Annotated in this window: 28 protein-coding genes and 1 riboswitch; of the genes, 15 read left to right on the forward strand and 13 right to left on the reverse strand. The window is 75.8% G+C overall.

What is annotated here, in order from left to right; genetic code table 11:
• The first annotated feature begins 215 nt into the window (after nucleotides 1–215).
• A riboswitch (cyclic di-AMP (ydaO/yuaA leader) is annotated at nucleotides 216–371 on the forward strand.
• Between the two features lie 204 nt (nucleotides 372–575).
• Entirely contained in the window at nucleotides 576–1,199 is a 624-nt protein-coding gene (locus BM165_RS21390) for an aggregation-promoting factor C-terminal-like domain-containing protein (RefSeq protein WP_075015574.1), read from the forward strand.
• 65 nt (nucleotides 1,200–1,264) lie between these two features.
• Here the strand turns inward: BM165_RS21390 and BM165_RS21395 are convergent, their stop codons facing one another.
• Nucleotides 1,265–2,341 (reverse strand): alkene reductase, encoded by a 1,077-nt coding sequence (locus tag BM165_RS21395; protein ID WP_075015575.1) that lies wholly within the window; start codon nucleotides 2,339–2,341, stop codon nucleotides 1,265–1,267.
• 114 nt (nucleotides 2,342–2,455) lie between these two features.
• Between BM165_RS21395 and BM165_RS21400 the strand changes: the two genes are divergently transcribed.
• Nucleotides 2,456–3,316, forward strand: a complete 861-nt coding sequence (locus BM165_RS21400) for an HTD2 family dehydratase (RefSeq protein WP_075015576.1) — start codon at nucleotides 2,456–2,458, stop codon at nucleotides 3,314–3,316.
• Nucleotides 3,313–4,467 carry an acyl-CoA dehydrogenase family protein gene (locus tag BM165_RS21405; RefSeq protein WP_075015577.1) on the forward strand — a complete coding sequence of 385 codons (1,155 nt, stop codon included), beginning with the start codon at nucleotides 3,313–3,315 and terminating at the stop codon, nucleotides 4,465–4,467. The genes BM165_RS21400 and BM165_RS21405 overlap by 4 nt, the downstream gene beginning before the upstream one ends.
• A 192-nt stretch (nucleotides 4,468–4,659) precedes the next feature.
• Here BM165_RS21405 and BM165_RS21410 read toward each other — a convergent pair whose 3' ends face one another.
• Both BM165_RS21410 and BM165_RS21415 read right to left on the reverse strand, forming a co-directional pair.
• Nucleotides 4,660–5,418, reverse strand: coding sequence for a hypothetical protein (locus BM165_RS21410; protein ID WP_143108270.1), 759 nt, complete (start codon nucleotides 5,416–5,418; stop codon nucleotides 4,660–4,662).
• 48 nt (nucleotides 5,419–5,466) lie between these two features.
• Nucleotides 5,467–6,342: an ABC transporter ATP-binding protein gene (locus BM165_RS21415; RefSeq protein WP_075015579.1), complete on the reverse strand. Its 876-nt coding sequence runs from the start codon at nucleotides 6,340–6,342 to the stop codon at nucleotides 5,467–5,469.
• Nucleotides 6,343–6,535: 193 nt separating this feature from the next.
• Between BM165_RS21415 and BM165_RS21420 the strand changes: the two genes are divergently transcribed.
• Both BM165_RS21420 and BM165_RS21425 read left to right on the forward strand, forming a co-directional pair.
• A complete protein-coding gene (locus BM165_RS21420) occupies nucleotides 6,536–7,675 on the forward strand; it encodes a sensor histidine kinase (protein WP_083427587.1) in 1,140 nt (379 codons plus the stop codon).
• Nucleotides 7,672–8,364: a response regulator transcription factor gene (locus BM165_RS21425; protein ID WP_244274384.1), complete on the forward strand. Its 693-nt coding sequence runs from the start codon at nucleotides 7,672–7,674 to the stop codon at nucleotides 8,362–8,364. Before BM165_RS21420 ends, BM165_RS21425 begins: the two co-directional genes overlap by 4 nt.
• A gap of 26 nt (nucleotides 8,365–8,390) precedes the next feature.
• Here BM165_RS21425 and BM165_RS21430 read toward each other — a convergent pair whose 3' ends face one another.
• From BM165_RS21430 to BM165_RS25275, 3 genes are all read right to left on the reverse strand, one after another.
• Nucleotides 8,391–9,176 (reverse strand): acyl-CoA thioesterase domain-containing protein, encoded by a 786-nt coding sequence (locus BM165_RS21430; protein WP_177225275.1) that lies wholly within the window; start codon nucleotides 9,174–9,176, stop codon nucleotides 8,391–8,393.
• A gap of 80 nt (nucleotides 9,177–9,256) precedes the next feature.
• Nucleotides 9,257–9,604 (reverse strand): dihydrofolate reductase family protein, encoded by a 348-nt coding sequence (locus BM165_RS25270; protein ID WP_208976830.1) that lies wholly within the window; start codon nucleotides 9,602–9,604, stop codon nucleotides 9,257–9,259.
• Nucleotides 9,586–9,879 (reverse strand): dihydrofolate reductase family protein, encoded by a 294-nt coding sequence (locus tag BM165_RS25275; RefSeq protein ID WP_208976831.1) that lies wholly within the window; start codon nucleotides 9,877–9,879, stop codon nucleotides 9,586–9,588. The genes BM165_RS25270 and BM165_RS25275 overlap by 19 nt, the downstream gene beginning before the upstream one ends.
• A 179-nt stretch (nucleotides 9,880–10,058) precedes the next feature.
• On the opposite strand from BM165_RS25275, the gene BM165_RS21440 reads away from it, so the two are divergent.
• The gene (locus BM165_RS21440) at nucleotides 10,059–11,261 is read left to right on the forward strand and encodes an EAL domain-containing protein (protein ID WP_075015697.1); all 1,203 of its coding nucleotides are present in this window, start codon (nucleotides 10,059–10,061) and stop codon (nucleotides 11,259–11,261) included.
• A 59-nt stretch (nucleotides 11,262–11,320) separates the two neighbouring features.
• Here the strand turns inward: BM165_RS21440 and BM165_RS21445 are convergent, their stop codons facing one another.
• Nucleotides 11,321–11,875 (reverse strand): GNAT family N-acetyltransferase, encoded by a 555-nt coding sequence (locus tag BM165_RS21445; RefSeq protein ID WP_075015580.1) that lies wholly within the window; start codon nucleotides 11,873–11,875, stop codon nucleotides 11,321–11,323.
• 171 nt (nucleotides 11,876–12,046) lie between these two features.
• Between BM165_RS21445 and BM165_RS21450 the strand changes: the two genes are divergently transcribed.
• Together BM165_RS21450 and BM165_RS21455 are read left to right on the forward strand one after the other, a co-directional pair.
• Nucleotides 12,047–12,952: a GGDEF domain-containing protein gene (locus tag BM165_RS21450; protein WP_244274385.1), complete on the forward strand. Its 906-nt coding sequence runs from the start codon at nucleotides 12,047–12,049 to the stop codon at nucleotides 12,950–12,952.
• A 9-nt stretch (nucleotides 12,953–12,961) separates the two neighbouring features.
• On the forward strand, nucleotides 12,962–14,080 hold the full coding sequence (locus tag BM165_RS21455) for a winged helix DNA-binding domain-containing protein (RefSeq protein ID WP_075015581.1): 1,119 nt from the start codon (nucleotides 12,962–12,964) through the stop codon (nucleotides 14,078–14,080).
• Here the strand turns inward: BM165_RS21455 and BM165_RS21460 are convergent.
• Nucleotides 14,077–15,948, reverse strand: coding sequence for an ABC transporter ATP-binding protein (locus BM165_RS21460; RefSeq protein WP_280140742.1), 1,872 nt, complete (start codon nucleotides 15,946–15,948; stop codon nucleotides 14,077–14,079). The two genes, BM165_RS21455 and BM165_RS21460, sit on opposite strands and share 4 nt — an antisense overlap.
• A gap of 66 nt (nucleotides 15,949–16,014) precedes the next feature.
• Here BM165_RS21460 and BM165_RS21465 point away from each other — a divergent pair, with 66 nt between their 5' ends.
• Nucleotides 16,015–16,431, forward strand: coding sequence for a MarR family winged helix-turn-helix transcriptional regulator (locus BM165_RS21465; protein ID WP_075015582.1), 417 nt, complete (start codon nucleotides 16,015–16,017; stop codon nucleotides 16,429–16,431).
• Between the two features lie 56 nt (nucleotides 16,432–16,487).
• Nucleotides 16,488–16,916, forward strand: a complete 429-nt coding sequence (locus tag BM165_RS21470; protein WP_177225276.1) for a DUF1707 SHOCT-like domain-containing protein — start codon at nucleotides 16,488–16,490, stop codon at nucleotides 16,914–16,916.
• Between the two features lie 25 nt (nucleotides 16,917–16,941).
• Here BM165_RS21470 and BM165_RS21475 read toward each other — a convergent pair whose 3' ends face one another.
• Together BM165_RS21475 and BM165_RS26160 are read right to left on the reverse strand one after the other, a co-directional pair.
• Complete coding sequence (locus BM165_RS21475; RefSeq protein ID WP_075015584.1) at nucleotides 16,942–17,802, reverse strand: GGDEF domain-containing protein; 861 nt, start codon at nucleotides 17,800–17,802, stop codon at nucleotides 16,942–16,944.
• Nucleotides 17,803–17,937, reverse strand: a complete 135-nt coding sequence (locus BM165_RS26160; RefSeq protein WP_280140743.1) for a hypothetical protein — start codon at nucleotides 17,935–17,937, stop codon at nucleotides 17,803–17,805.
• Nucleotides 17,938–18,213: 276 nt separating this feature from the next.
• On the opposite strand from BM165_RS26160, the gene BM165_RS21480 reads away from it, so the two are divergent.
• Entirely contained in the window at nucleotides 18,214–20,301 is a 2,088-nt protein-coding gene (locus tag BM165_RS21480; protein ID WP_075015585.1) for a hydantoinase/oxoprolinase family protein, read from the forward strand.
• Entirely contained in the window at nucleotides 20,298–22,184 is a 1,887-nt protein-coding gene (locus BM165_RS21485) for a hydantoinase B/oxoprolinase family protein (RefSeq protein ID WP_075015586.1), read from the forward strand. The genes BM165_RS21480 and BM165_RS21485 overlap by 4 nt, the downstream gene beginning before the upstream one ends.
• 100 nt (nucleotides 22,185–22,284) lie before the next feature.
• Here BM165_RS21485 and BM165_RS24985 read toward each other — a convergent pair whose 3' ends face one another.
• Nucleotides 22,285–22,458, reverse strand: a complete 174-nt coding sequence (locus BM165_RS24985; protein ID WP_177225277.1) for a hypothetical protein — start codon at nucleotides 22,456–22,458, stop codon at nucleotides 22,285–22,287.
• 29 nt (nucleotides 22,459–22,487) lie between these two features.
• The gene (locus tag BM165_RS21490; protein ID WP_075015587.1) at nucleotides 22,488–23,306 is read right to left on the reverse strand and encodes a helix-turn-helix domain-containing protein; all 819 of its coding nucleotides are present in this window, start codon (nucleotides 23,304–23,306) and stop codon (nucleotides 22,488–22,490) included.
• 87 nt (nucleotides 23,307–23,393) lie between these two features.
• Here BM165_RS21490 and BM165_RS21495 point away from each other — a divergent pair, with 87 nt between their 5' ends.
• The 3 genes from BM165_RS21495 (at nucleotide 23,394) to BM165_RS21505 (ending at nucleotide 24,656) form a co-directional block, all read left to right on the forward strand.
• Nucleotides 23,394–23,792 (forward strand): hypothetical protein, encoded by a 399-nt coding sequence (locus tag BM165_RS21495; RefSeq protein ID WP_075015588.1) that lies wholly within the window; start codon nucleotides 23,394–23,396, stop codon nucleotides 23,790–23,792.
• Between the two features lie 29 nt (nucleotides 23,793–23,821).
• Nucleotides 23,822–24,190 (forward strand): nuclear transport factor 2 family protein, encoded by a 369-nt coding sequence (locus BM165_RS21500; protein ID WP_075015589.1) that lies wholly within the window; start codon nucleotides 23,822–23,824, stop codon nucleotides 24,188–24,190.
• A gap of 100 nt (nucleotides 24,191–24,290) precedes the next feature.
• The gene (locus tag BM165_RS21505; protein ID WP_075015590.1) at nucleotides 24,291–24,656 is read left to right on the forward strand and encodes a nuclear transport factor 2 family protein; all 366 of its coding nucleotides are present in this window, start codon (nucleotides 24,291–24,293) and stop codon (nucleotides 24,654–24,656) included.
• Here BM165_RS21505 and BM165_RS21510 read toward each other — a convergent pair.
• Complete coding sequence (locus BM165_RS21510; protein WP_177225278.1) at nucleotides 24,637–25,134, reverse strand: DnaJ family domain-containing protein; 498 nt, start codon at nucleotides 25,132–25,134, stop codon at nucleotides 24,637–24,639. The genes BM165_RS21505 and BM165_RS21510 overlap by 20 nt on opposite strands.
• Nucleotides 25,135–25,179: the final 45 nt, after the last annotated feature.

Here is a 25,179-nt window from a genome sequence, read left to right on the forward strand (position 1 = left end):
CCAGCGACCGCCGGCACCCCGGGTGCCGGCGGTCGCCGCGCGTGGGAGCTCCCGCCGGTCGCGGTCCGTGACGTGACGAGCGCGACACCCGGCGTGGCGTCAGCCTGTCGCGCCCGGCGGCTCCGCGATCCCGGCCCTGCGGTTGTGACCGAGCGGTCACCTTCCTAGCCTTTCGGCGTCCGGCCGGGCCGTCTCGCCCCCGCCCGGGGGCTCCCTGCCGGATGCCGCCGAGTCGCATCCACCCGTGGACGCGAGCCGGGGACCCACCTGCACCACCGGGGTGAGTCCCGCTCCCGGCCCTCCTGGGAGCGGGTAGGGCACTCCCAGCCCGAACCCGTCAGCTCACCCGGTAGGCGGCCAGGGGAGAACGGAGAACAGCCGCGCCCAGGGCACAGCCCCCGCGCGTCCAGGTCCGGGACCGTCGAGCTCCCGCCTGCCCACCTGCACGTCAGCCGCCGCACGCCCGCCTGCAGCCGGACCCGTGGTCCGGCCGGTGCCACGCGCCCGGCGGCCGGTCCCTGCCCGTTCGGCCCCGTGCCGGAGTCCGGGGACCACACCCCCCAGGAGAAGAACTCATGCACGCACGCACCGACGCCGGGCACACCCGTGCCCAGCGCATCCCCCGCGACGCGTCCCCGCGCCGCCGTGCCCTGCACCTGCTGACCGCCACGGGGGCCATGACCCTCGCCTTCGCCTTCGGCGGGCAGGCCGTCGCCCAGGCCGAGGACCCGCGCTGGGGCGACCGCGACGGCCAGTCCCAGTGGGACGGCGACCGGCGGGGCGGCGGCGGACCGCAGGCCGATGCACCGCCCGCCCCCGAGGCGGCCCCGGCCCCCGCGCCCGCACCCGCACCCGCCCCGGCACCCGCACCCGCCCCGGCACCCGCGCCGGCACCGGCCGCCACGGGCGAGCAGGCCTACAAGGACTACGCCCTCGCCCAGCTCGGCGGGAACACCACCCAGTTCGGCTGCCTCGAGCAGCTCTGGGAGCGGGAGAGCGGGTGGAACCCGGACGCCCAGAACCCCAGCAGCACCGCGTACGGCATCGCCCAGTTCCTCGACTCGACGTGGGCGGGCACCGGCATCGCGAAGACGTCGGACCCCTACCGGCAGATCGACGCCGGGCTGATCTACATCGAGAACCGGTACGGCAGCCCCTGCGGGGCCTGGGACCACTTCCAGGCCAACAACTGGTACTGACGCCCTGACCCGGGAGCCCCCGGCCTGCGGGTCGGGGGCTCCCGGGACGGCGCACCGGCGGCGGCTCAGCCCGCGCGCAGGACCGGGTAGTCGGTGTAGCCCTCGGCGCCGGAGCTGTAGAACAGGTGCGACCGGATCTCGTTCTCCGGGTGCTGCCCGGCCCAGCGCTCCACCAGGTCCGGGTTGGCGATGAGCGCCCGGCCCACGGCGACGACGTCGGCGTGGGCGGCGTCGATCAGCGCCACGGCCTCCTCGCGGGTGGTGACGCTGCCAAAGCCGCTGTTGGCCATCAGCGCGACGCCGGAGCGGCGGCGCAGCTCCTGCACCAGGTCCCCGGCCGGCTCGCGGTGCAGCACCGACAGGTAGGCCAGGCCCAGCGGGCGCAGCCGGTCGAGCAGCGCGCCGTAGGTGGCGAGGACGTCGTCCCGGTCGGGCTCGAGGGCGTCCTGGATGCCGTGCTCGGGCGAGATGCGCAGGCCCACGCGGCCGGCGCCGATCGCCCCGGCCACGGCGGTGACCACCTCGGCGACGAGGCGGGCGCGGTTCTCCGGACTGCCGCCGTACTGGTCGTCGCGGACGTTGGACGACGGCGCCAGGAACTCGTGCAGCAGGTAGCCGTTCGCGCCGTGGACCTCCACGCCGTCCAGCCCGGCCTCGACGGCGCGCTCGGCGGCACGGCGGAAGTCGCGGACGACGTCGCGCACCTCCGCGGTGGTCAGGGCGTGCGGCACGGGATAGGGCTGCTTGCCGGTGCTCGTGCGCGCCAGGCCGTCGATGGCGATCGCGCTGGGGGCGACGATGCGGCGGCCGCCGTTGGTGTCGGGGTGGGAGACCCGGCCGCCGTGCATGACCTGCAGGACGATCCGGCCGCCGCGGGCGTGCACCGCGTCGGCGACGCGGCGCCAGCCGGCCACCTGCTCGTCGGTGACGATGCCGGGCTGGCCGACGAACGCCTGCGACTCGGAGTTCGGGTAGGTGCCCTCGGCCACGATGAGGCCGACGCCGGCGCGCTGCGCGTAGTGGTCGACGACGAGGTCGCCGGGGACGCCCTCGCGGCCGGAGCGCATGCGGGTCAGCGGCGCCATGGCCACGCGGTTGGCGAGCTCGAGGTCGCCGAGGGTCACGGGGGAGAACAGGTCCACGCCGGTTCGACACCTGGCGGCGCCGCCTTCTTCCGGGGTGCGGGACGCGTCACACCTGGCACGGCGGCACACGGCACACGGCACACGGCACACGGCACACGGCACGATGGCGCCGTGACGCTCCTCGCCGCCGCCGTCGAGGGCTGGGCTCCCGGCCCGCGGACCGACACCGCCGTGGTCGCGCCCGGGCCGGCGGCCGCCTTCGCCGCCCTGCTCGACCGGCCCACTCCCCCGCTGGCCGACGGCGACCCGCTGCCGCCGGGCTGGCACGTGTTCATCTTCCTCGACCGCCCGGCCACCGCCGGCCTCGGCGAGGACGGCCACCCGCGCGACGGGCACTTCCTGCCGCCGGTACCGCACCGGCGCCGGATGATCGCCGGCGGGCGGCTGACGGTGACCGCGCCGCTGCGGGTGGGCTCGGAGGTGACGCGGACGTCGTCGCTGGCCGGCTGCTCGGTGCGGAAGGGCCGCACCGGCCCGCTGCTGCTCGTCACCGTTCGCAGCGAGTACCGGGCCGACGGCGCGCTGCTGGTCGCCGAGGAGCAGGACGTCGTCTACCGGTCGCAGGAGGCGGGCTCCTCCCCGGCGCCGGCCGGGGCTGGGGTGCCGGCCGTCGAGGGCGGGCCCGCGGTGGAGGTGCTGCCGGACGAGGCGCTGCTGTTCCGGTTCAGCGCGCTGACCTACAACGCGCACCGCATCCACTACGACGCGCCGTACGCGACCGGCGTCGAGGGCCATCCGGGCCTGGTGGTGCACGGGCCGCTGCTCGCGCTGCTGATGCTCGAGGTCGCCCGCCGGCACGTCCCGGACCGGTCCGTCACGTCGTTCGCGCACCGGCTGGTTCGGCCCGCCTACGCGGGCACCCCCGTGCGGGCGGCCGGGCGGTTCGACGGCGACCGGGTCGAGCTGACGGCCGGGGCGGTGGGGGCTCCCGCGTCGGCCACCGGCACCGTGTCGCTGGGCGCCGCCGCGTGAGCGGGCTCAGCGCCGAGGAGCGCGACGTCGTCGCCACGGTGCGGACGTTCGTCGACCGCGAGGTGCGGCCCGTCGTCCGCGAGCTCGAGCACGCCGGCACCTACCCCGAGGCGCTGATCGGGCGGATGCGGGAGCTCGGCGTCTTCGGGCTGGCGGTGCCGGAGCCGTGGGGCGAGGCGCCGGTGTCGATGCCCTGCTACGCGCTGGTCACCGCCGAACTGGCCCGCGGGTGGATGTCGCTGGCCGGCGCGATGGGCGGGCACACCGTCGTCGCCAAGCTGCTGGTCGCGTTCGGGACGCGGGAGCAGCAGGACCGCTGGCTGCCGCGGATGGCGACCGGCGAGGTGCGCGCGACGATGGCGCTGACCGAGCCCGGCGGCGGGTCGGACCTGCAGGCGATGACGACGGTCGCGCGCCGGGACGGGGACGGGTACGTCGTCGACGGCGCGAAGACGTGGATCACCAACTCGCGGCGGTCGCAGCTGATCGCGCTGCTGTGCAAGACCGACCCGGCGGCTGCGCCGCGGCACCGCGGGGTGTCGGTGCTGCTGGTGGAGCACGGGCCGGGGCTGACCGTCTCGCGGGACCTGCCCAAGCTCGGCTACAAGGGCGTGGAGAGCTGCGAGCTGGTGTTCGACGGGTACCGGGCGCCGGCCGACGCCGTCCTGGGCGGGGTCGAGGGCCGCGGGTTCGCGCAGATGATGACCGGGCTGGAGACCGGCCGGATCCAAGTGGCGGCGCGGGCGGTGGGGGTGGCGCAGGCGGCCTTCGACGACGCGCTGGCCTACGCACAGGTCCGGGAGAGCTTCGGCAAGCCGATCTGGCAGCACCAGTCGGTGGGCAACCTGCTCGCCGACATGGCCACCTCGCTGACCGCGGCCCGCCAGCTCGTGCAGTACGCCGCCGAGCGCTACGAGTCCGGCGCCCGGTGCGACATGGAGGCCGGGATGGCCAAGCTGTTCGCCTCGGAGGCGGCGATGCGGATCGCGCTCGACGCCATCCGGGTGCACGGCGGCCACGGCTACTCGACCGAGTTCGACGTCGAGCGGTACTTCCGCGACGCCCCGCTGATGATCGTCGGCGAGGGCACCAACGAGATCCAGCGCGACGTCATCGCCCGCCAGCTCGTCGCCCGGGGCGGCCTCGACTGAGTCCTGACGTCCCCGGGACCATCTCCCGGCGTTCCCGCGGGAACGCCGGGTCGCCGTCACCCGGCCCGCGCCGTCGGCGGGAGCACCTCGACGCCATCCGGACCGCCGCCGAGGGCCGGACGCGCCCGGGGCGGTCCCGGCCGGAGCCGGGTCCGCCCGAGGCAGGGTGTCGGAGCGGGGTCGGGAGCGGGCTCAGGCCACCGCTCGGCGACGGGTGACGACGGCGCCCGCGACCGTGCTGACGACGACCCAGCCGGTCAGGACGAGCACCTGAGTGGCGCCGCCGTGGCCGGTGGCGAGGCTGAGCACCGCGTCGACCGGGTCGGCCTTCTCGGCGAGCCCCGGCTGGGACAGGCGCAGGACCGGCATGACGCCGAGGAGGGCCAGGTAGGTCCCGGTCAGCGCCGCGGGCGAGTTGGCCACCGCTGCCCCGATGCCGGCACCGATCACCGCGAACGTCGCGCCGGCCGCCACGACGACGCCGACCGCCCGTGGGACGCCGTCCCAGGACAGGTCCCCGACCGGGGCCACCGCGAGCACCCCGACGGTGGCGGCCGTCGACGCTGCGGCGACGGCCGCCCCGAGCAGGGCGGTGGCGACCGCCTTGGCGGCCAGGACCCGGCCGCGCTGCGGGACCAGCAGGAAGGTGGTCTGCACCGTCCGGTGGGTCCACTCACCGGCGGTCGACAGCACCCCGAGGGACAGCAGGACGAGGACGGTGACCAGACCCATGGCACCGACCGGTCCGCTAGCCGACCCCAGGTCGTCGTCGCTGGTGAGGGCCAGCACGGCCGTGATGACGGGGGCCAGCACGGCTGCGGCCACCGCCAGCGTCCTGCCGGAGCGGGTGGACAGGGACTTGCGGAGCTCGATGCCGACCAGCGTGGCCGGCGAGGCGGCGCCGGTACGGACGACGGGATGAGCGACGGAGGGAGTCAGGGTGGCGGTCATGACGTGCTCCAGGAAGGGAGGGAGGGACAGGGGGAGGAGCGGAGGCATTCAGGCGGCGGCGGTGAGCTGGAAGAACAGGTCCTCGATGCCGCGCTGCACCGGCCGCAGGTCGGTGAGCACGTGTCCGCCGGCCGCGGCGACGGCACCCACGGCACCCGGGTCCGCGCCGGGCACCACCAGCGCGCCGTCGGCACCGTGTTGCACGTGGAACCCGGCCGCCTCGAGGGCGCGGGCGAGGGCCGCGGGGTCGGCGGCGTGGACCGCCGTCCCGTCGGCGCCGAGCAGGTCGGCGACCGGGGCGTCGGCCACGACCCGTCCGGCGCCGATCACCAGCAGCCGGTCGACGGTGTGCTCCACCTCGCCGAGCAGGTGGCTCGACAGGAGCACCGTGCCGCCGCGGGCGGCGTGCCCGCGCAGCAGGTCGCGCATCCAGCGGATGCCCTCGGGGTCCAGACCGTTGGCCGGCTCGTCGAACACGAGCACCGGGGGGTCGGCGAGCAGCGCGCCGGCGATGCCCAGCCGCTGCCGCATGCCGAGCGAGTAGCCGCCGATCCGCCGGCGGGCGGCGTCCTCGAGCCCGACGAGACCGAGCACCTCCTCGACCCGCGACGCCGGCACCCCGATCGCCGAGGCGAGCAGCCGGAGATGGGTCCGCCCGGTCCGGCCCGGGTGGACGGCGGAGGCGTCGAGCAGCGTGCCGACGACGGCGCCGGGGTTGGGGAGCTCGCGGTAGGGCCGCCCGTCGACCAGCGCCGTGCCCGCGGTCGCCGGCACCAGGCCGGTCATCATCCGCATCGTCGTCGACTTGCCGGCGCCGTTCGGGCCGAGGAAGCCGGTCACGGTGCCGGGGTCCAGCGCGAAGGACACGTCGTCGACGACGGTCCGGGATCCGTACTGCTTGGTCAGTCCGCTGACCTCGATCACGGGGACCTCCTCGGTCGCTGACCGGCCCGTCCGGTCACTGCGACGAGACTGGCTCCGGCAGGGCCCCGACCGCGTCGGCCGCGGGGCTCGACCTGGAGCGCCAGGAGTCGTGAGTCGTGTCATCCGAACGGTGACGTCGGCGGCGACCGACGGGCGACCCGCAGGGACGGCGGAGCGTCCTACGCTCCGCGGCATGGGGCTCCGCGCACGGCTGTGGCCGGGCCTCGGGCCGCGCAGCGTCGGGTTCGAGGTCGCCCTCGCCCTGCTCGGCACGATCGCCGTCGGGCTGTCGGCCGCGGCACCGGACAGCGGCGCCCTGGTCGTGGTCGTCCCGGGGACCGTCCTCCTCGTCGTCACCCTCGCGCTGTTGCGCCGCCGCGCGCCGCTGGTCCCGTTCACGATCGGCGCCGCCCTGTCGGCCCTCTCACCTGCGGTCACCGTCGCCAGCCTGTTCACCGCCTACGCCGTCGGCAGGTACGAGGACCGCTGGCCGGTGCGCGCGGCGGCGGCGGCCGTGGGCGCCGTCGCCGTCGCCCAACCGTGGACGCTGAGCACGGCCAACGGGTGGGTCGGCGCCGTCGGCGGCGCCCTGGTGGTCGTCCTGCTGCCCGGAGCGCTGGGCGCGTGGGCGCGGACGCGCGCGGAGCTGGTCGCCGCGCTGACCGGCCGGGTAGAGCGGGCCGAGGCCGAGCGCGAGCTGATGGCGAGGGAGGCCGTGCTGACCGAGCGGACACGGATCGCCCGCGAGATGCACGACGCCGTCGGCCACCGGGTGAGCCTCATGGTGCTGCAGGCCGGGGCCATCGAGGTCGCGGCGCGCGACCCCGAGCGGGTGGAGCAGCTGGCCGGGCAGGTGCAGGCCGCGGGACGGCGGGCGCTGGAGGAGCTGAGGCAGATGGTCGGGGTGCTACGCGCCGGGGAACTCGACGAGGCGGCGCCCCTGGGCCCCCAGCCGGAGCTGGCCGACCTGCCGCGGCTCGTCGAGGCCGCCCGGGAGGCGGGGATGACCGTGCAGTGGACCGGGCCCGCGGAGGGGACCGCACCGGTCGACCCCGTCGTCGGCCGGGCGGCGTACCGCATCGTGCAGGAGGCGCTGACCAACGCCGGCAAGCACGCCCCGGACGCACCGGTGGACGTCGTCGTCGAGCGGTGCCCCGGCGAGCTGCGCCTCCGGGTGGTCAACGGCCGTCCGTCGCAACGGCCGGGGAGGGTGCCCGGCGGTGGCTTCGGCTTGGTCGGGCTGGGCGAGCGGGTGCGCACTCTCGGTGGCCGGCTGCAGGCCGAGCCGCGGCTGGACGGCGGCTTCGCCGTCGAGGCGGTGCTGCCGGCGTGAGCGACCGGCCCGCCCAGCGCCGGATCCGGGTGCTGCTCGTCGACGACGAGGAGCTCGTCCGCTTCGGGCTGCGCACCGTGCTGGAGGCGGCCGGCGACATGGACGTCGTCGGCGAGGCCGGCGACGGCGCGGCCGCGGTGGCCGCCGCGCGAGAGCTCCGGCCCGACGTCGTCCTCACCGACATCCGCATGCCCGGCACCGACGGCCTGACCGCGACCCGGGAGATCCTGGCGCTGCCCGACCCGCCGCAGGTCGCGGTGCTGACCACCTTCCACGTCGACGAGTACGTCTACGCGGCGCTCGCCGCCGGCGCGGCCGGCTTCCTGCTCAAGGACACCCCGCCGCGGGAGATCGCCGCCGCCGTGCGGGCGGTGGCCGACGGGACGGCGACCCTCTCCCCTGCCGTGACCGCCGGGCTCATCGCCTCCTACGTCGACCGGCGCACGGTGCCGAAGCGGACCGAGGCGCTGCAGCGGGTGGCCAGGCTCTCCGAGCGCGAGCGCGAGGTGCTGTCGATGCTGGGCAGCGGGGAGTCCAACGCCGAGCTCGCCCGGCGGCTGTTCGTCAGCGAGGCGACCGTGAAGACCTACGTCTCGCGGCTGCTCACCAAGCTCGACCTGGCCAACCGCACCCAGGCAGCGATCCTCGCCCACGAAGCCGGGCTGCTCGACGGCCCCGGCCGGGCCTGAGCGGACCGGCCGGGCGCGAGCCGGCCTCAGCGGGACAGCAGCCGCCGCGTCTGGCGGGCGCGGGCCACGAGGGAGCCGTCCTCGGCACGCAGCTCGGCGTCGTCGACCGCGAGGTCGTCGTCTGCCCAGGTGGTGACCTGGTCGACCAGCACCCAGGCGCTGCCGGCCGGGGGTGGGCCGGCCAGGTGAGCGGTGAGCTCGACGGTCGGCAGCACCGCCGGGGTGGTGCGGACGGCGAACAGCGACGGCGGCAGCGCGTCGAGCAGCACCCCGAGCTGCACCAGCGGTTCCAGATCGCCGTCGATGCGCACCCACGCGGTCAGCCGGGGCTCGGCCCCGCCGGCCAGGGGCCGCGAGGAGCCCAGCGCCCGGATGGACGTGTGGTCGGCGATCGGCACGAGGTCCCGGGGCAGGGCGAACGGCACGCCGTCGGCGACCGGCGGGACCGGCACGGGCGCCGCCTCCGCAACGGGGGAGGCCGGGCGGGCCAGCGTGAGGACCTGGGCGACGGCGGCGAGGCGGCCGTGCTGGCTCATCGTGGCGCGCACGCTGCCGGTGGTCCCCGCGCGGTCGGCCGTGACCGCCACCGAGGCCTCGGCCGACGGCTCCACCCCCGCGAGCAGGTGGGCGGTCACCGCCCGCGGCGTCGCGCCGGCGAGGTCGGCCGCGGCGGCCAGCAGGTGCCCGACCACCAGGCCACCCTGCACGTGGCTGAACGACCGCCAGCTCGGGTCGACGACCAGCACCCGCTCCGCCCGGTCGAGGGGACGGTCGGTACCGGTCACCAGGGCGGCGGTGGCAGCGAGGTCCACGGTTCCTCCTGACTGCCGGTTGGACTCTCCAACCGACTGCCGCCGACCGTACCCCCAAGCGGCATGAGCATCACACCAACTCAGGCGTCATCCAGCGCGTAGGAGCCGGTCGTGACCTCGCCGACGCGCCGGTGGGCGGCCATGACCGCACCGGTCAAGGTGGTGGCCGAGGTGACCGTCTCCCACGTCCGCGGCGCGGCGCCGCCCTCGAACAGCCGCTTGCCCCGGCCCAGCACGACGGGGAAGACGATCGTGCGGAGCTCGTCGACGAGGTCCTCGGCGAGCAGCGTCTGCACGAGCCCGATCGAGCCGTGGACCTGCAGCTCGCCGCCGTCGGCGGCCTTCAGCTCCCGGACGGCGGCCGGGACGTCGTCGCCGAGCAGCCGGGCCGACGACCACTCGAGCGACGTCAGCGTCCGCGAGGCCACGTGCTTGGTCTTCGTCTGCAGCGCTGCGCGACCGGGTCGCCGGTGGGGTCCACGTGCGGCCAGTGCGCGGCGAAGATCTCGTACGTCGTCCGGCCGAGGAGGAAGTCCTCGGCGCCGCGGAACCAGGCGTCCATCTGCTGTCCGAACGCCTCGTCGGCGAAGGGCACGAGCCACCCGCCGTAGGGGAACCCGCCGGAGGTGTCCTCCTCCGGTCCGCCGGGGGCCTGGGCGACCCCGTCGAGGGTCAGGAACGTGGTGACGGTGAGCGGGCGCATCGGGTTCTCCTCCGGGTGGGTGCGGGTGTCGGTAGAGGAGACGGGGCCGGGGCCCGGAAGTCACCGGTCCGGGTGAGGGCGGGGCGGGACGCGCTCCGGTGGCGCCCGACCGGCGCCGATGGGGGAGCGACACCCTCGAACAGCCGGGGGACGACGGCCTCATGCACGAGGAGCACCCCATGGCCCGACAGCGCACCGACGCCGAGCAGCAGATCGCCGACCTGCTGCGCACGGCGAGGAAGTCGCTGCAGATGAGCGTGGCCTTCCTCAGCCGGATGGACGGCACGACCCAGACCTTCGAGGTCGTCGACAGCCGGGTGCCGGTGCTGTTCAAGGACGGGACCACGGCGCGGCAGGACACCTCGTTCTGCCAGAAGATCCTCGACGGTGACCTGCCCCCGGTGATCGACGACGTCAAGCGCTACCCGCTCGCGATGTCGCTGCCGGCGGCCCGGATCCCGCGGATCCGCAGCTACGTCTCGACGCCGGTCACGCTGTCCGACGGCAGCCTCTACGGCACCTTCTGCGCGTTCGGGTTCACCTCCGACAAGGAGCTGACCGGCCGCGACGAGGCGCTCATGAAGGTCCTGGCCTCGGCCGCGTCGGTGATCATCGAGCCGGAGCTCCGCGAGCAGCAGCGCCGCGACGCCATCGACGGCCGGCTCGACCCGCTGGTGACCGCGGGCGGCCCGAGCGTCGTCCTGCAGCCCATCGTCGACCTCACCACCGGCGTGCGGGTGGGTGCCGAGGCGCTCAGCCGCTTCCCGCGCGAGTGGGGCAAGGCCCCCGACGTGGTCTTCGAGGAGGCGCACAGCGTCGGCCGCGGCCACGAGGTGGAGCTGCTGGCCCTGCGCGGCGCGGCGGCCCACCTGGACCGGGTCGGCGGCTACGTGGCGATGAACGTGTCCCCGCAGACCCTGCTGACGCCGGGGTTCACCACCCTCATGCGGGACCTGCCGCTGGACCGTGTGCTGCTCGAGCTCTCCGAGCACGACCGGGTCGAGGACTACGCCGCGCTCACCGCAGCGCTCGCGCCGTTCCGCGCCGCCGGCATGCGGCTGGCCATCGACGACGTCGGTGCCGGCTTCTCGTCGCTGCGGCACATCGTGGTCACCGACCCCGACGTCATCAAGATGGACCGCAGCATCGTCAGCGGCGCGGACACCGACCCGGTGCTGTCCAAGCTCGTCGAGTCGCTGCTGGCCTTCGGGCACGGATGCGGCGTCACGGTCGTGGCCGAGGGCATCGAGACCGCCGCCGAGGCCGCCGCGCTGCGCGAGATGGGCGTGGACCTCGGCCAGGGCTGGTACTACGGCCGCCCCGGGCCGCCGGAGGCACTCACGCCCGTCGCCCCGCTGTACCCGCTCGCCCAGCCCGCCTGACCCGGCCGGGCGGCCAGCGGCCGGGCGGCCGGGCGGTCAGCGGCCGGGCGGCCGGGCGGTCAGCGGCCGGGCGGGCGGTGCAGCAGGTAGAGGACGTGGTCCGGGGGGTCGACCGGGTTGTCCGGCGTCAGCGGGCCCTCGGCCACGCGCACGAAGCCCGCCCGCTCCAGCGCCCGCCAGGACGCGACGTTGCCCGCCGCCACCGGCACCAGCACGCTGCCGGCCTCCGGGTACCGCGGCCAGCTGTCGGCCACGAACGCCGCCAGCATCGCCGCGCCCGCTCCCCCGCCCCGCACGTCGGGCTCACCGATCAGGTAGTCGATCGACAGCGCCCCGGGCGGCACGGCGACCACCGGCTCGAGCTCCTCGACGTACTCGGGGAAGTCGGCGATGCGGTACCGCTGCACCAGCCCGAACGGCCGCCCGCCGGTCAGCGCCAGCAGCACCTCGGCGGGGTCGGTGCCGTCGACCACCGGGCCGAAGTCGGCCTCCAGCGCCTCAGGTGAGGTCTCGTGCGCCCACCAGCGCGCCACCAGCGGCTCCTCGAGCCAGCGGCCCAGCAGCGGCAGGTCGGCGCGCGTCAGCGGGCGGAAGGTGACCGGCCCGTCGAGCACCGCGCCAGGCTAGGGGACGCAGGCCACCCCATCGGGTGACGGCGGCTCGAGCCGGGAGCCGGCGGCGTCGATGCAGAGGGAGACAGCAGACCGCCCGGAGGAGTTCGCACGGTGCACGCATCCCGACGGCCCCACCTCGCCGGGGCCCCCGCGCGCCCGGCTCCGGTGTCCGTGACGCCCACCGCCCTCGACGGCCTCGCACGGGCCACGTTCGAGGCGACGGCCGCCCTGGTCCTCGTCTGTGACAGCGCCGGCCAGGTCCTGCTCGCCAACCCCGCCCTGCAGCGCTTCACCGGCCGGCACCGCGACGAGCTGGTGGGAGCGCCGTTCTGGGAGGTCGTCACGCTCCCGCAGGAGGCCGAGCTCGCCCGGGCGGCGATGGCCCTGGTCGCGGCCGGGCAGCCGGCGGTCCCCGGGGAGGTCGACTGGCTCGACGCGGACGGCACGGCCCGCCGCATCGAGCTGCAGACGAGCGTCCTGTCCCACGACGACGGCCGGCCCTACGGCGTCGCCTTCATCGGCATCGACGTCACCGAGCACCGGGAGCGCGAGGCCCGCGCGTGGCAGCAGGCGATGACCGACCCGCTGACCGGCGTGGCCAACCGGAGCGCGCTGTTCGCGCTGCTGGCCACCCGCCTCGACGCCGGGACCGGCGAGGGCTGCGGGCTGCTGTTCTGCGACCTGGACGGCTTCAAGGCGGTCAACGACGGGTTCGGCCACGCCGCTGGCGACCGGCTGCTGGTGGCCGTCGCCGACCGCCTGCGCGAGCTGGCCGGACCCGAGGGGTTCGTGGCCCGCCTGGGCGGCGACGAGTTCGTCGTCCTCACCCCCGGGACGGACGCCGACGACCTGGCCGCGCGGGCCCGGCGGCTCGAGGCGCTGCTGCACGAGCAGTTCGACCTCGGCGGCACCCCGGTGCGGGTCGGCGCGAGCACCGGGTCGGCCACCGGTTCGCCCGGTGAGCACCCCGACGACGTGGTCGCCCGCGCCGACACGGCGATGTACGCCGTGAAGAGCGTCCGCCGCACCCGGCGCCCGTCCGCGCCGGCCCCCGCGGACGTCGGTCCCCGGCGCTAGCGTGCGGCCGTGACCGGATCCGGACCGCCCCGGACGGCCTCGGCCCGCGACGTCCTCGCGTACCGCGTCCGCGCCCAGCAGCTCGACCGGGACGCCGGCACGGTCGACGACACCGCCGTCCTCGACCTCGGCGTCCAGGACACCGGCCCCGACGGCGCGCCGTGGGCGCTGGCGATCCGCGGCGTCGTCCCCGGGCCCGGCGAGCTCGTCACCGTCTGGACGCTGCGCGGCGCCCCGCACCTGTACCGCCGCGCCGACCTGCCCGCCGTCGCCGCCGCGACCGCGCCGTTCTCCGAGGCCGACGCCGCCAAGCGCGTCTTCGACGCCGCGAAGCCGCTGCGGGCCGCCGGCATCCCCGTGCTCACCGCGCTGGACACCATCGCGGCGACGATGCGCAGGATCGTCACCGAGCCGATGGTCAAGGGCGAGATGTCGCGGCGGCTGTCGGACGCGCTCATGACCGACGGCGAGCCCGGGCCCTACAACCGGTTCTGCGTGCCCTGCGACGCCGTCCACCTCTGGGAGCAGCCGTTCCGTCTGGCGGCGCTGCGGGCGGGGCTGGAGCTGCAGCCGGGCACCTCGCCGCCGGTGCTGCAGCCGGTCCCCGGGCTCACGCCGGCCGCGACCGTCCCCGACCGGCTCGACGTCGTCCGTGCGTACCTCCACCTGCTCGGCCCGGCGACGCCGCAACAGGTGGCCGGCTACCTCGACGCGCCGGTGAAGGACGTCCAGCGGCACTGGCCCGACGACGTCGCCGAGGTGGAGGTCGACGGGCAGCGGCGCTGGCTGCTCGCGGCCGACGCCGCCCTGCTGGGCGCGGCGCCGCCTGCGGTCACCCGGCTGCTCGGCCCGTTCGACCTGTTCCTGCAGGCGCGCGACCGGGAGACGGTCGTCGCCGACGAGACCCGCCGGAAGGAGCTCTGGCGGACCCTGGGGCGGCCGGGCGCCGTCCTGGCCGGCGGGGAGGTCGCGGGCGTCTGGCGGCCGCGGAAGAGCGGGAGGACGCTGACGGTCACCGTCGAGGAGTGGGCGCGGTCCTCCCCCGCCCTGCGGGCCGCCGTGGAGGAGCAGGCCGAGCGGCTGGCCGCCTTCCGGGACGTCCGCCTCGCGGCCGTCGAGTTCGCCTAGGCAGCGAGGAGGTCCCGGGCACCGTCCCCGGCACCGTCCCCGGCGGCGACCAGCCCGGCGTAGCGGCCGCCGCGGGCGACCAGCTCGGCGTGCGTGCCCGACTCGGCCACCCGGCCGGCGTCGAGGACGACGATGCGGTCGGCGTGCCGCACGGTCGAGAGCCGGTGGGCGATGGTGATCGTCGTCCGCCCGCGGCGGGCCTCGTCGAGCGCCGCCTGCACCGCCCGCTCGGTGGCGGTGTCGAGTGCACTGGTCGCCTCGTCGAGCACGAGCACCCGCGGGTCGCGCAGCAGGGTGCGGGCGATGGCCAGCCGCTGCTTCTCCCCGCCGGAGAACCGGTGGCCCCGGGCGCCGACGACCGTGTCGTAGCCGTCGGGCAGCGCCGCGATCACCTCGTGCACCTGCGCCCGGCGGGCCGCCGCCTCGATCTCGGCGTCGGTCGCCCCGGGACGGGCGTGCCGCAGGTTTTCCCGCACGGTCGTGTGCAGGAGGTAGGTCTCCTGCGAGACGACGCCGACCACCTGCGCGAGCGTGGCCAGCCGCAGCTCGCGCAGGTCGACGCCGTCGATCGTCACCCGGCCGGTGGTCGGGTCGGCGAGCCGGGCGACCAGCGAGGCCATCGTCGACTTGCCGGAGCCGGTCTCGCCCACGAGCGCCAGCGTCGTCCCGGCGGGGACGGTCACGTCGACGCCGTCGAGCGCCGGGCGGGCGCCGTCGGGGTAGGAGAACCCGACCCCCTCCCAGCGCACCTCACCGCGCACGGTGGCCGGGTCGAGCTCCACCGGGTCGGCCGGGTCGTCGATCTCCACCGGCAGGTCCAGGTACTCGAACACCCGGCTGAACAGCGCCATCGAGCTGGTGACCGTGACGCCGACGTCGAGCAGGCCCATGAGCGGGCGGAACAGCGCGCCCTGCAGGGCGGTGAAGGCGACCAGCGTGCCGATCGTCATGCCGCCGGAGGTCGCCGGCAGGCCGGCGAACAGGTAGATCAGCGCCGGGATGCCGGCGAAGACGATGCTCATCGTGGCCATCCGCCAGCGGCCAGCCAGCTGGGAGCGGACCTCCAGGCCGACGAGGCCCTCCGACGTGTCGGCGAACCGGCGCGAGGCTGCGGAGCCGGCGCCGAGCGTCTTGCCCAGCAGCACGCCGCTGACGGAGAGCCCCTCCTCCACCTGCCCGTGCAGGTCGGCCAGGTGCCGCTGCCGCTCCGCGGTGACCGCCCGGCGCATCCGCGCGACCTTGCGGGTCAGCGCGATCGCCGGCGGCAGCACGACCAGCGAGAGCAGCGACAGCCGCCACGACAGCGCCACCATCGCGACCACGGTGCCGACGACGGTGGTGGTGTTGGACGCCAGGGACGTCGCCGTCGAGGTGACCACCGACTGCATGCCGCCGATGTCGTGCGTCAGCCGCGACTGCACCTCCCCGCCCCGCGTGCGGGTGAAGAAGCCCAGCGACTGGCGCTGCAGGTGGCCGAAGACCGCCGTCCGCAGGCCGTGCATGACCCGCTGGCCGACCGTCGTCGACAGCCAGGTCTGCGCCACGCCGAGGACGGCGGTGACCGCGGTGACGGCGACCATCGCGGCGACCGCCCACACGAGCAGGCGCACGTCCTGCCGGGGCAGGGCCTCGTCGATGACCAGCCGGACGAGGAACGGCGTGGCCAGGGCGACGGTGGAGGAGCCGACGATGAGCGCGACCACCGTCGCGACCTGCCAGCGGTAGGGGCGGAACAGCGCCGTCACGCGGCGCAGGGGGACCGGCGAGCGTTCGAGCTGCGCACGGTCGGCGGGGTCGACGGTCCGCCCGGACCCGCCCCGTGGTGGGCCGCTCCCGCGACCCTGGGCCATCTCGCTGATGGCGACCACCTCCTGGGATTGTGCTGAGGCTACCTCACCTTCCGGTAACCACACGATCTCCGCTACCGTTCCCCCGTGGCGGACGACGACGGCACCGAGCTCGTCGAGCTCGTCCTGCGCGCCGCCCGGACCCAGCGCCGGCGGTGGGGCGACGTGCTCGCGCCGTGGGCGCTCTCGCCGCACCAGGCCCGCGCGCTGCGGGTCGTGGTCACCCGGGACGGCGCGCGGCTGTCCGACCTGGCCGGGACGCTGCACATCGCCCCGCGCTCGGCGACCGAGGTGGCCGACGCGCTTCAGGAGCGCGGCCTGGTGGAGCGCACCGCCGACCCGACCGACCGGCGGGCGGTGCTGCTGCGCGCGACCGACGAGGGACGGCGGGTGCAGGCCGAGGTCGACGCCGCCCGCCGGGCCGACTCCCGGGAGCTGGTCGCCCGGCTGACGGCCGCCGAGCGCGCCGAGCTCGCGCGTCTCCTGCGCACGTTGCTGGACTGACGCGTCCACCGGTCGGCGGACCCCACGGAGGAGGTCCCGGTGCCACGATGACCGGCATGTCCGAACCGGTCCGCAGCGTCGACCTCCGGGTGTCCGACGTCGAGCGGAGGATCGTCCAGGACCGGCTGCACCGCGCGGTCGGCGCCGGCCAGCTCGACCTGCACGAGTTCGACGAGCGCGTGCAGGCGGTCTGGGCCGCGTGCACCCGCGGCGAGCTGCAGCGCGTCACCCTCGACCTGCCCGAGCCGCCGCCCCCGCCACCGCCGGCCCCGCGGCACCGGGTGTTCTCCGACACCGGCGGCGGCACCGCCATGCGGGTGCTCGCCACCGTCTGGGCCAGCGTGGTGGCGGTCAACGTCGTCGTCTGGCTGCTGGTCTCGCTGGGCAACGGCGACGCCGTCTACCCCTGGTTCATCTGGCTCGCGCCGTCCGGCGCCGTGCTCGCCGTCCTCTACGCGACGGGCATCGGCCGCCCGCGCCGGTAGGCCGCGGGGCGGTGGCCGGGGTCGGTCACCGCTCGGAGCGCCGCCGCTGCCGCGTCTTGGCCCCGTACATCGCCCGGTCGGCGCGGGCGACGACGTCGTCGGGCGTGTCACCGGGACGGCCGACGGTGCCCCCGATGCTCATGCCCACCAGCAGCGGGCCGGCCACGGTGGGCACCGGCGCGGACACGCGCTCGGCAACCCACCGCGTCAGTGCCCGCACGTCGGACTCGTCGCAGCAGGGGGAGAGCACCACGAACTCGTCGCCCCCGAACCGGGCGACGACGTCGCGGGGGCCGGCCGCCGACTGCAGCCGGGCGGCGACCTCCACCAGCACCGAGTCCCCGACGGTGTGCCCGTGCACGTCGTTGACGCCCTTGAAGCCGTCGAGGTCGCAGAACAGCACCCCGCAGGTGTCGCCGGCCTCCGGTTGCAGCTGCCGGGTGAGCTCGTCGAAGAACGTCTGCCGGTTGGGGATGCCGGTCAGCCGGTCGGTGCGCGCCCGCTGGGACAGCTGCTCCTCCCGGCGGCGCTGCTCGGTGACGTCGAAGCCGACGCAGGCCACGGCGTAGGGCCGCCCGTCCGGATCGGTCAGCACGTTGTTGCGCATCGCGACCAGCCGGCGGCCGCCGTCGGCGGTCAGCCAGGCCCCCTCCTGGGGGTACGCCCGACCGGTCGCCATCGCCCGCTCGATGGCGTCGCGGGCCAGCTCCCGGTGCTCGGGGGCGACCCAGACGTCCCAGAAGAGCAGCCCGAGCAGCTCGTCGGCGCCGCGGCCGGTGAACCGCTGCAGGGCCGGGTTGGCCAGCAGGATCCGGCCGTCGGCGCCCACGACCGTGACGAGGGCGTCGGTGCCCTCGACGAGGCCCTGCGCGAGCTGGTCGTCCACTCAGCCCGGCGCACCGTGCACGGCGCGGACGGGGGAGCCGGCGCGGCCGGGACCGTCGAGGTCCGCCGCCGGCACCTCCCGCGGACCGGCGAAGCGGTCCTCGCGCTCGTCGTGCACCTCGGTCGTGTCGGCCATGACGGCTCCTCCCGGGGCCTCGTCGCCCGCGGTTCGATCAGACCACGGGCACGGTCCGGCGTCGATGCCGTGCCCCGGTGGGGTGCCCCGCGGTCCCGGTCAGGCACCGGGTCGCCGCAGGTGCCGGCGAGGGGCCCGGCGGCGGGCACGGGGTCCGCGGGGACGGCTCCCCGGGCGTGCCCGGCGGGTCCGGCGGCCAGGACTCGTCCGGGACGGCACCACCGGTCCCGGCGCGGCACTTCCCCGCCCGATCCCTCAGCACTAAGGTATCGGGGCATGGCAGCGGCTCGCCGGGTGCGGATCGGCATCGACACCGGGGGCACGTTCACCGACGTCGTCGCCGTCGACGAGGACACGGGGGCCACGGCCACCACCAAGACGCCGTCGACACCGGCCGACCCCGCCGAGGGCTTCCTCACCGGCGTCCGCAAGGTGCTCGCGCAACTCGGCCTCGACGGGGACGCGGTCACCGCGGTCAGCCACGGCACGACCGTGGCCACCAACCAGCTGCTCGAGGGCAAGCTCGACCGGATCGGCTTCGTCACCACCGAGGGCTACGAGTCGGTGCTCGAGATCGCCCGGCAGTCGGTGCCCGACGGCTACGGCAACAGCTACTTCTGGGTCAAGCCGCCGCGGATCGTCCCCGCCGACCTGGTGCGCACCGTCCGCGGCCGGCTCGACCACACCGGCGCCGAGGTGCGCCCCTTCGACCGCGACGACGCCGTCGCCGCCGCCCGGTTCTTCCGCGACGCCGGCATCACCACGATCGGCGTCTGCTTCCTGCACGCCTACGCCGACGACGCGCACGAGCGGGCGATGCTGGAGGTGCTGCGCGAGGAGCACCCGGACGCCGTCGTCAGCATCAGCTCCGAGGTGCTGCGCGAGTACCGCGAGTACGAGCGGTCGGTGACCACGCTGGTCGACGCCGCGGTCAAGCCCCGGGTCGGCTCCTACGTCACCAACATCCGCACCCGCCTCGACGAGATCGCGCCCGGCGTGCCCTTCTACGTGATGAAGAGCAACGGCGGCGTGCTGTCGGCCGCCGAGGTCGTCCACCAGCCGATCACCACGATGCTGTCCGGCCCCGCGGCCGGCGCGCTGGGTGCGGCGCTCATCGCCGGCACGGCGGGCTTCGACCGGGTGCTCACCTGCGACGGCGGCGGCACCTCCACCGACGTCACGGTCGTCGTCGACGGCGAGCCGGCGCTCACCACCGAGGGCTCCGTCGGTGACTACCCGTCGAAGATCCCGATGATCGACGTCGTCACCGTCGGCGCCGGGGGCGGCTCGATCGCCTGGCTGTCGCCGGAGGGCACGCTCAAGGTCGGGCCACGCTCGGCCGGCGCCGACCCGGGGCCGATGTGCTACCCGTCGGGCGGCGCCGAGCCCACCGTCACCGACGCGCACGTCGTCCTCGGCCGCATCCCCCCGCACCTGCTCGGCGGGGAGATCCCGCTGTCGGTGGACGCCGCGCGGTCGGGACTCGAGGAGCTGGGCGGCAAGCTGGGGCTGTCGCTGGAGCGCACGGCGCTGGGCATCCTGGAGATCTCCGCCTGGAACCAGGCCAACGCGCTGCGCCAGGTCACGGTGGCCCGCGGCCTCGACGTCCGCGACTTCACCCTCACCACCTTCGGCGGCTCCGGATCGTTGCTGGCCTGCCGCCTCATGGACGTCCTCGGCCTGCCCCGCACGCTGGTGCCGCCGAACCCGGGCAACGTCAGCGCCTTCGGGCTGCTCACCGTCGACGTCCGCAACGACCACGTGCAGACGGCGATCAGCCGGCACGCCGACCTCGACCTCGACCGGGTCCGCGCGCTGTACGCCGGCCTGGAGGAGCGCGCCCGGGAGTCGCTGGACGGCGAGGGCTTCGCCCGCGGCGACCAGCGGGTGCAGCGGACGGCAGACCTGCGCTACGTCGGCCAGGCCTTCGAGGTGCGGGTGCCGGTGCCCGAGGGCAGGCTGGATCCCGCCGCCGTGGAGCAGGTGGTGGCGGCCTTCCACGCCGCGCACCGGCAGCTCTACGGCTACGACTTCGCCACCGACCCCCGCCAGGCCGTCGAGTGGGTCAACCTGCGGGTGACCGGCGTCGGCCCGATCCGCCGTCCCGACCTGCCCGAGCTCCCGCCGGCCGACGGCGGCGTGGAGCGCGCGGTCACCGGCTCGCGGCCGGTGCTGTTCGGTGACGAGGGGGCCGAGGACTGGACGGACACCCCCACCTACGACCGCGCCCGCCTCGGCCCGGACGACGTCGTCGCCGGTCCGGCGGTGGTCGAGGAGTTCGGGTCGACGGTCCCGGTGCACCCCGGCTTCACCGCCACGGTCGACCGGCACGGGAACCTGCTGCTGGAGAGGACACCTCAGTGAGCCTTCGTCGCGACAACGGCACCTCCGCCGACCCGGTGCTCGTGGAGATCGTCGCGGGCACCCTGGCGGCGATCGAGAAGGAGGTCGAGACGGCGATCGGCCGCACCTCCCGCTCGCCGATGATCCGCGACGCGCACGACTTCCGCGCCGGCATCCACGACCGGCTGCTGCGCAAGCTCACCGGCCGCTCCTACTCGGCCCTGGTGCACCCGGTGGTGCGCGACCACCCGATCGAGACCATGGCGCCCGGCGACGTCTTCTTCCACAACGACGTCTACCTGTCCGAGGGCGGGATCGGGCACCTGCCCGACCTGTGCGTGACCGTGCCCGTGTTCGCGCACGTGGACGGCCCCTCCGGCAGCGAGGAGCGCGTCGTCGCGTTCGTGCAGGCCTTCGGCCACCACGACGACATCGGGGGCGCGGTGCCCGGGTCGATGCCCAGCGCGGCGACCAGCGTGTACGAGGAGGGCCTGATGGTCCCCCCGATCAAGCTGTGGGACCGCGGCGTGCCCAACCGGGCGGCGCTGGCGATCATGACGCGCAACTCGCGGATGCCCGACTCGCTGGCCGCCGACCTCGACGCCGAGTGCTCGGCCTGCCTGGCCGGCGCCCGGCGGCTCGGCGAGCTGTTCGACCGCTACGGCGTGGCCGCCGTCGAGGCCTGCTTCGACGCGATCCTGTCCAACTCCACCGAGGTCTACCGGCGGGAGATCCTGTCGCAGATCCCCGACGGCACCTACGTCTGGGAGGACTACGCCGAGCACGACGGCGTCGAGGCGCCGAAGCTGCACCGGCAGCGGATCACGCTCACCATGGACTCCACCCGCGAGACGCCGCTGGTCATCGACTTCACCGGCACCGGCCCGCAGGCGAAGGGACCGATCAACCACTGCGGCGACTACGCCGACGGCAACTTCCTCAAGAAGTGGCTGGCGCCCATCCTGCGCAACCTGGCCGAGACGCCCGAGCGGATGGCCGAGCTCGACGTCAACGAGGGCGTCGTCCCGCTCATCGAGATGCGCTTCCCGGAGAAGGGCACGCTGCTCACCCCGGTGTTCCCCGCGCCGACCAACGCCCGCACGTTCGTCATCCTGCGGCTGCTCGGCGTGCTGGCCGGGGTGCTGGCCAAGGCCACCGGCGGCCGGATGCCCGCCGACCAGGAGACGATCCGCTACACCGGCGTGTACGGCACCGACGCCGACGGGCAGCCCTACCTCATGCGCGAGGTGCTCGGCGGCGGCTCGGGCGGGCGGTACTACGCCGACGGCGAGGACACCATCCACGTCGTCCCGGACTCGCGGAACCTGCCGACGGAGTTCACCGAGTCGCGGTTCCCGCTGCGGGTGGAGCGCCTCGGCCTGGCGCTGGACTCCGGGGGGCCGGGCCGGTACCGCGGCGGCTGCGGCTACGAGAAGCACGTCCGCGTGCTGCGCGACGCGCACTTCATGTCGATCGCCGACCGCTCGATCCTGTCCTGCTGGGGCGTCAACGGCGGCAAGGCCGGGCGGCCGTTCCAGGTCACCGTCGACCCGGGCGGCCCCGACGAGCGCGAGGTCGACGCCCTGGCCGACGCCGAGCCGCTGCCGGCCGGCACCGTGGTGCGGATCCGCACCACCGGCGGCGGCGGGTGGGGCGACCCGCTCGAGCGGCCGGTGGAGGAGGTCGTGCGCGACGTCGCCTGGCGCAAGGTGTCGGTGACCGGCGCGCGCGAGGACTACGGCGTGGTGGTCCTCGACGACGGGACGGCGGACGCCGGTGCGACCGACGCGCTCCGCGCGGAGATGCGTGCCACCCGCACCGGCGACGAGCCGTTCTTCGACCGCGGCCCGGGCTACGCGCTGCTGTCCGGCGGCGCGACGAGCAACGAGTTCGACCGCCTGTGACACCCCCGGTCCCCTTCTCGTGCGAGGAGGGGACCGGAGCGGCCCCGCTGCAGGGGCCCGCCGCGAGCCTGCGAGCGGTGGGGGGCAGCGGGGTCCTTCGTCACTCCGAGGTGTCGAGGTGGGTGCTGTGCGAGTGGGGCTTGACCTCCTCGCCGGTCTCGTCGTCGTCGCCCCGGGTGGACGTGTCCTCGTGGATGCCCTCCGGGCGGATCGGGGTCTCGTGCAGCACGTTCTCCCGTGCCTGGTCGCGGTCGGTGCCGGGAACCTCGGTCATGGGTCCTCCTCGGGTCGGGTGCCGCTGCCCTACCCCGTTCCCCGGCGGGCAGGCGCGGGTTCGCTCACGGTGGAACGGACCGCCCGCAGCACCTCGGCGGTCCGCTCGTCGGCGGGCAGGAACGCCTCGACCGACAGCTCGGCGGCGGTGAGGTCGACGGCGGTGCCGAAGGTGGTCACGGTGCTCAGCAGGGACAGCACCTCGCCGGCCGCGTGCACCCGCAGCGGCACCGCGATCCCGTCGGGCGTCGAGCGGTCGGTGCCGCCGGGCAGCGCCGTCAGCTCCCGGTGCAGGGCGGCCAGCCCGGGGTCGCCGGTCAGGTGCGCCTCGCGGCCCAGGCGGTGCAGCACGTGCGCCCGCCACTGCGGCAGGTTGGCGATCCGCGGCGCCAGCCCGTCGGGGTGCAGGCTCAGCCGCAGCACGTTGGCCGGCGGCTCCAGCAGGTGCGGCGCGACGCCGTCGAGGAACGGCGCCAGGCTGCCGTTCGCCGTCACCAGGTCCCACGACCGGTCGACCACCAGCGCCGGGTACGGCTCGTAGGCGGTCAGCACCAGGTCCAGTGCCCGGGTGACGGCGGCCATGTCGGGGGCGTCGAGGGCCCGGCGCCCGTAGGCGGGGGCGAAGCCGGCGGCCAGCAGCAGCTCGTTGCGCTCCCGCAGCGGCACCTCCAGCCGCTCGGCCAGCCGCATCAGCATGTCCCGGCTCGGGCGCGCCCGGCCGGTCTCCAGGAAGCTCAGGTGCCGCGCGGACACCTCGGCGTCGTTGGCCAGGTCCAGCTGGGACAGCCGGCGGCGCTGCCGCCAGCAGCGCAGCAGCTCCCCCACCGGTGGGCGCGTCAGCGTGGTCACGGCGGCGACGCTAGTGACGGCGGCGTCCGGCGTCGCCTACCCGCGAGGTAATCGACGCGCCTCCCGGGCGCCGCCACGGTCGTCGGCATGACCACCACCGCCACCCGTCCCCGCACCCTCGACCTGCTCCGGCTGACGCTGCGCCTCGACGCCGTCGTCACCGGGGCCAACGGCGCCGCCTACCTGGCCGCCGCCCCCTGGCTGACCGACCTGCTCGGCGTCCCGGCCGGGGCGCTGCGCGGGCTGGGCGTCTTCCTGCTCGCCTACGCCGGCGGCGTGTGGCTGGTCGCCGCCCGCCCGCGGGTCTCCGGCGTCGCCACCGAGGTCGTCGTCGGCGCCAACCTGCTGTGGGCGGCCGCCAGCGTCGCCGCGGTCGTCACCGACCGGTTCCCGCTCACCGGCGTCGGCACCGCCTGGGTGCTGCTGCAGGCCGCCGTCGTCGCCGGCTTCGCCGCCGCGCAGCTCGCCGCCCTCCGCTCCCGCTGACCCACCACCCACCGAAGAGGAGATCCGCCATGACAGCCACGACCGACCTCGCCGACCGCTATCTCGCCGCCTGGAACGCCACCGACCCGGCCGGCCGCCGGGCCCTGGTCGCGGAGGTGTTCGCCGAGGACGTGACCTACACCGACCCGCTGGCCGACGTCGCCGGCCGGGACGCGCTGGACGCCACGATCGCCGCCGTCCAGGCACGGTTCCCGGGCTGGGTGTTCCGCCTCGCCGGCCCGGCCGACGCCCACCACGACCAGGTGCGTTTCACGTGGCACCTCGGTCCGGAGGGCGCCGACGCGCCCGTGGCCGGCTCCGACGTCGCGGTGACCGACGGCGACGGCCGCATCCGCACCGTGCTCGGCTTCCTCGACCGGGTGCCGGCCCCCGCCTGAGACGTCACACCCCGCCGCGATCATGGCGCCGTGACCACCGCCCGTACCCCGGGGGTGGTCACGGCGCCATGATCGCGAGTGGGGGAACGGGAGGACGCAGGTGGGCGGTGAGCTGGTCCGGCGGTACGCGGCGGCGCTGGGCGCCCGGGACTGGGAGGCGTTCGGGGCCCTGCTGGCCGACGACGTCGTCTACCGGCTGCCGCAGACCGGGGAGGTCGTCCGAGGGCGGGAGGCGTTCGTCCGCTTCAACCGCGAGTTCCCGGGCGCCTGGGAGCTGACCGTCCTCGACGCGTTCGGCGACGAGCGCGGCGGCGTGCTGCACGGCGACTACGGCGTCGGCGCACCCGAGTACGGCGTCACGGTGCTGCGCTTCGCCGGCGGCCGGGTGACCGAGGTCGTCGACTACTGGCCCGAGCCCTACGAGCCGCCGGCCGGCCGGGAACACCTCACCGAGCGCGACGGGTGACCCGCCGCTGCCACCAGCGGCGGCGCGGCGGGACCTCCGCGGGCACCTCCTCGACGACGGGCTCCGGCGGCGGGCGGTCCCGCCGCCAGCCCTCCACCAGGGCCTCGACGTCGGCCAGCCCCGGCACCGGCGACCAGCGGCTCTCCTGCGGCCGGCGCCAGAATGCCTCGACCCGGGCGTTGTAGTCCTCGGCGACGGCGCGGACGGCGTCCTCCGACGGCAGGTCCGCCACCCGCTCGGGCAGGTCGTCGCGCTCGCGGCGCAGCGCCAGCCCGGGCGGCAGCATCTCCACCGGCCGGATGCCCTCGCGGCGGGCCTTGGCCACCGCCCAGTCGTAGGCGGTCTCGTCCGGGTCGAACGCCGGCAGCGGACGCCCGGCGCCGGGCAGCCCGGTGAAGTCGCCGCGCTCCTCCGCCTGGCTGATCTGCCGTTCCACCCAGGTCTCGAACGACACCCCGGGCGGTTTCCGGTCGGTCACGTCCACCTCCTGCCTCCATGGTCCGCCTCTGCTCCGCCGCCCTGC

The organism is Geodermatophilus obscurus (assembly GCF_900115395.1).
GTDB classification, from domain to species: Bacteria; Actinomycetota; Actinomycetes; order Mycobacteriales; family Geodermatophilaceae; genus Geodermatophilus; species Geodermatophilus obscurus_B.

Excerpts from the sequence above, each read along its gene's own strand:
- BM165_RS21480 (WP_075015585.1), top strand. The coding sequence starts at position 18,214 with ATGGCAGCGGCTCGCCGGGTGCGGATCGGCATCGACACCGGGGGCACG.
- BM165_RS25275 (WP_208976831.1), bottom strand. The coding sequence starts at position 9,879 with ATGCGCCCGCTCACCGTCACCACGTTCCTGACCCTCGACGGGGTCGCC.
- BM165_RS21420 (WP_083427587.1), top strand. The coding sequence starts at position 6,536 with ATGGGGCTCCGCGCACGGCTGTGGCCGGGCCTCGGGCCGCGCAGCGTC.
- BM165_RS21500 (WP_075015589.1), top strand. The coding sequence starts at position 23,822 with ATGACAGCCACGACCGACCTCGCCGACCGCTATCTCGCCGCCTGGAAC.
- BM165_RS21470 (WP_177225276.1), top strand. The coding sequence starts at position 16,488 with ATGTCCGAACCGGTCCGCAGCGTCGACCTCCGGGTGTCCGACGTCGAG.
- BM165_RS21390 (WP_075015574.1), top strand. The coding sequence starts at position 576 with ATGCACGCACGCACCGACGCCGGGCACACCCGTGCCCAGCGCATCCCC.
- BM165_RS26160 (WP_280140743.1), bottom strand. The coding sequence starts at position 17,937 with ATGGCCGACACGACCGAGGTGCACGACGAGCGCGAGGACCGCTTCGCC.
- BM165_RS21495 (WP_075015588.1), top strand. The coding sequence starts at position 23,394 with ATGACCACCACCGCCACCCGTCCCCGCACCCTCGACCTGCTCCGGCTG.
- BM165_RS24985 (WP_177225277.1), bottom strand. The coding sequence starts at position 22,458 with ATGACCGAGGTTCCCGGCACCGACCGCGACCAGGCACGGGAGAACGTG.
- BM165_RS21440 (WP_075015697.1), top strand. The coding sequence starts at position 10,059 with ATGGCCCGACAGCGCACCGACGCCGAGCAGCAGATCGCCGACCTGCTG.
- BM165_RS21410 (WP_143108270.1), bottom strand. The coding sequence starts at position 5,418 with ATGACCGCCACCCTGACTCCCTCCGTCGCTCATCCCGTCGTCCGTACC.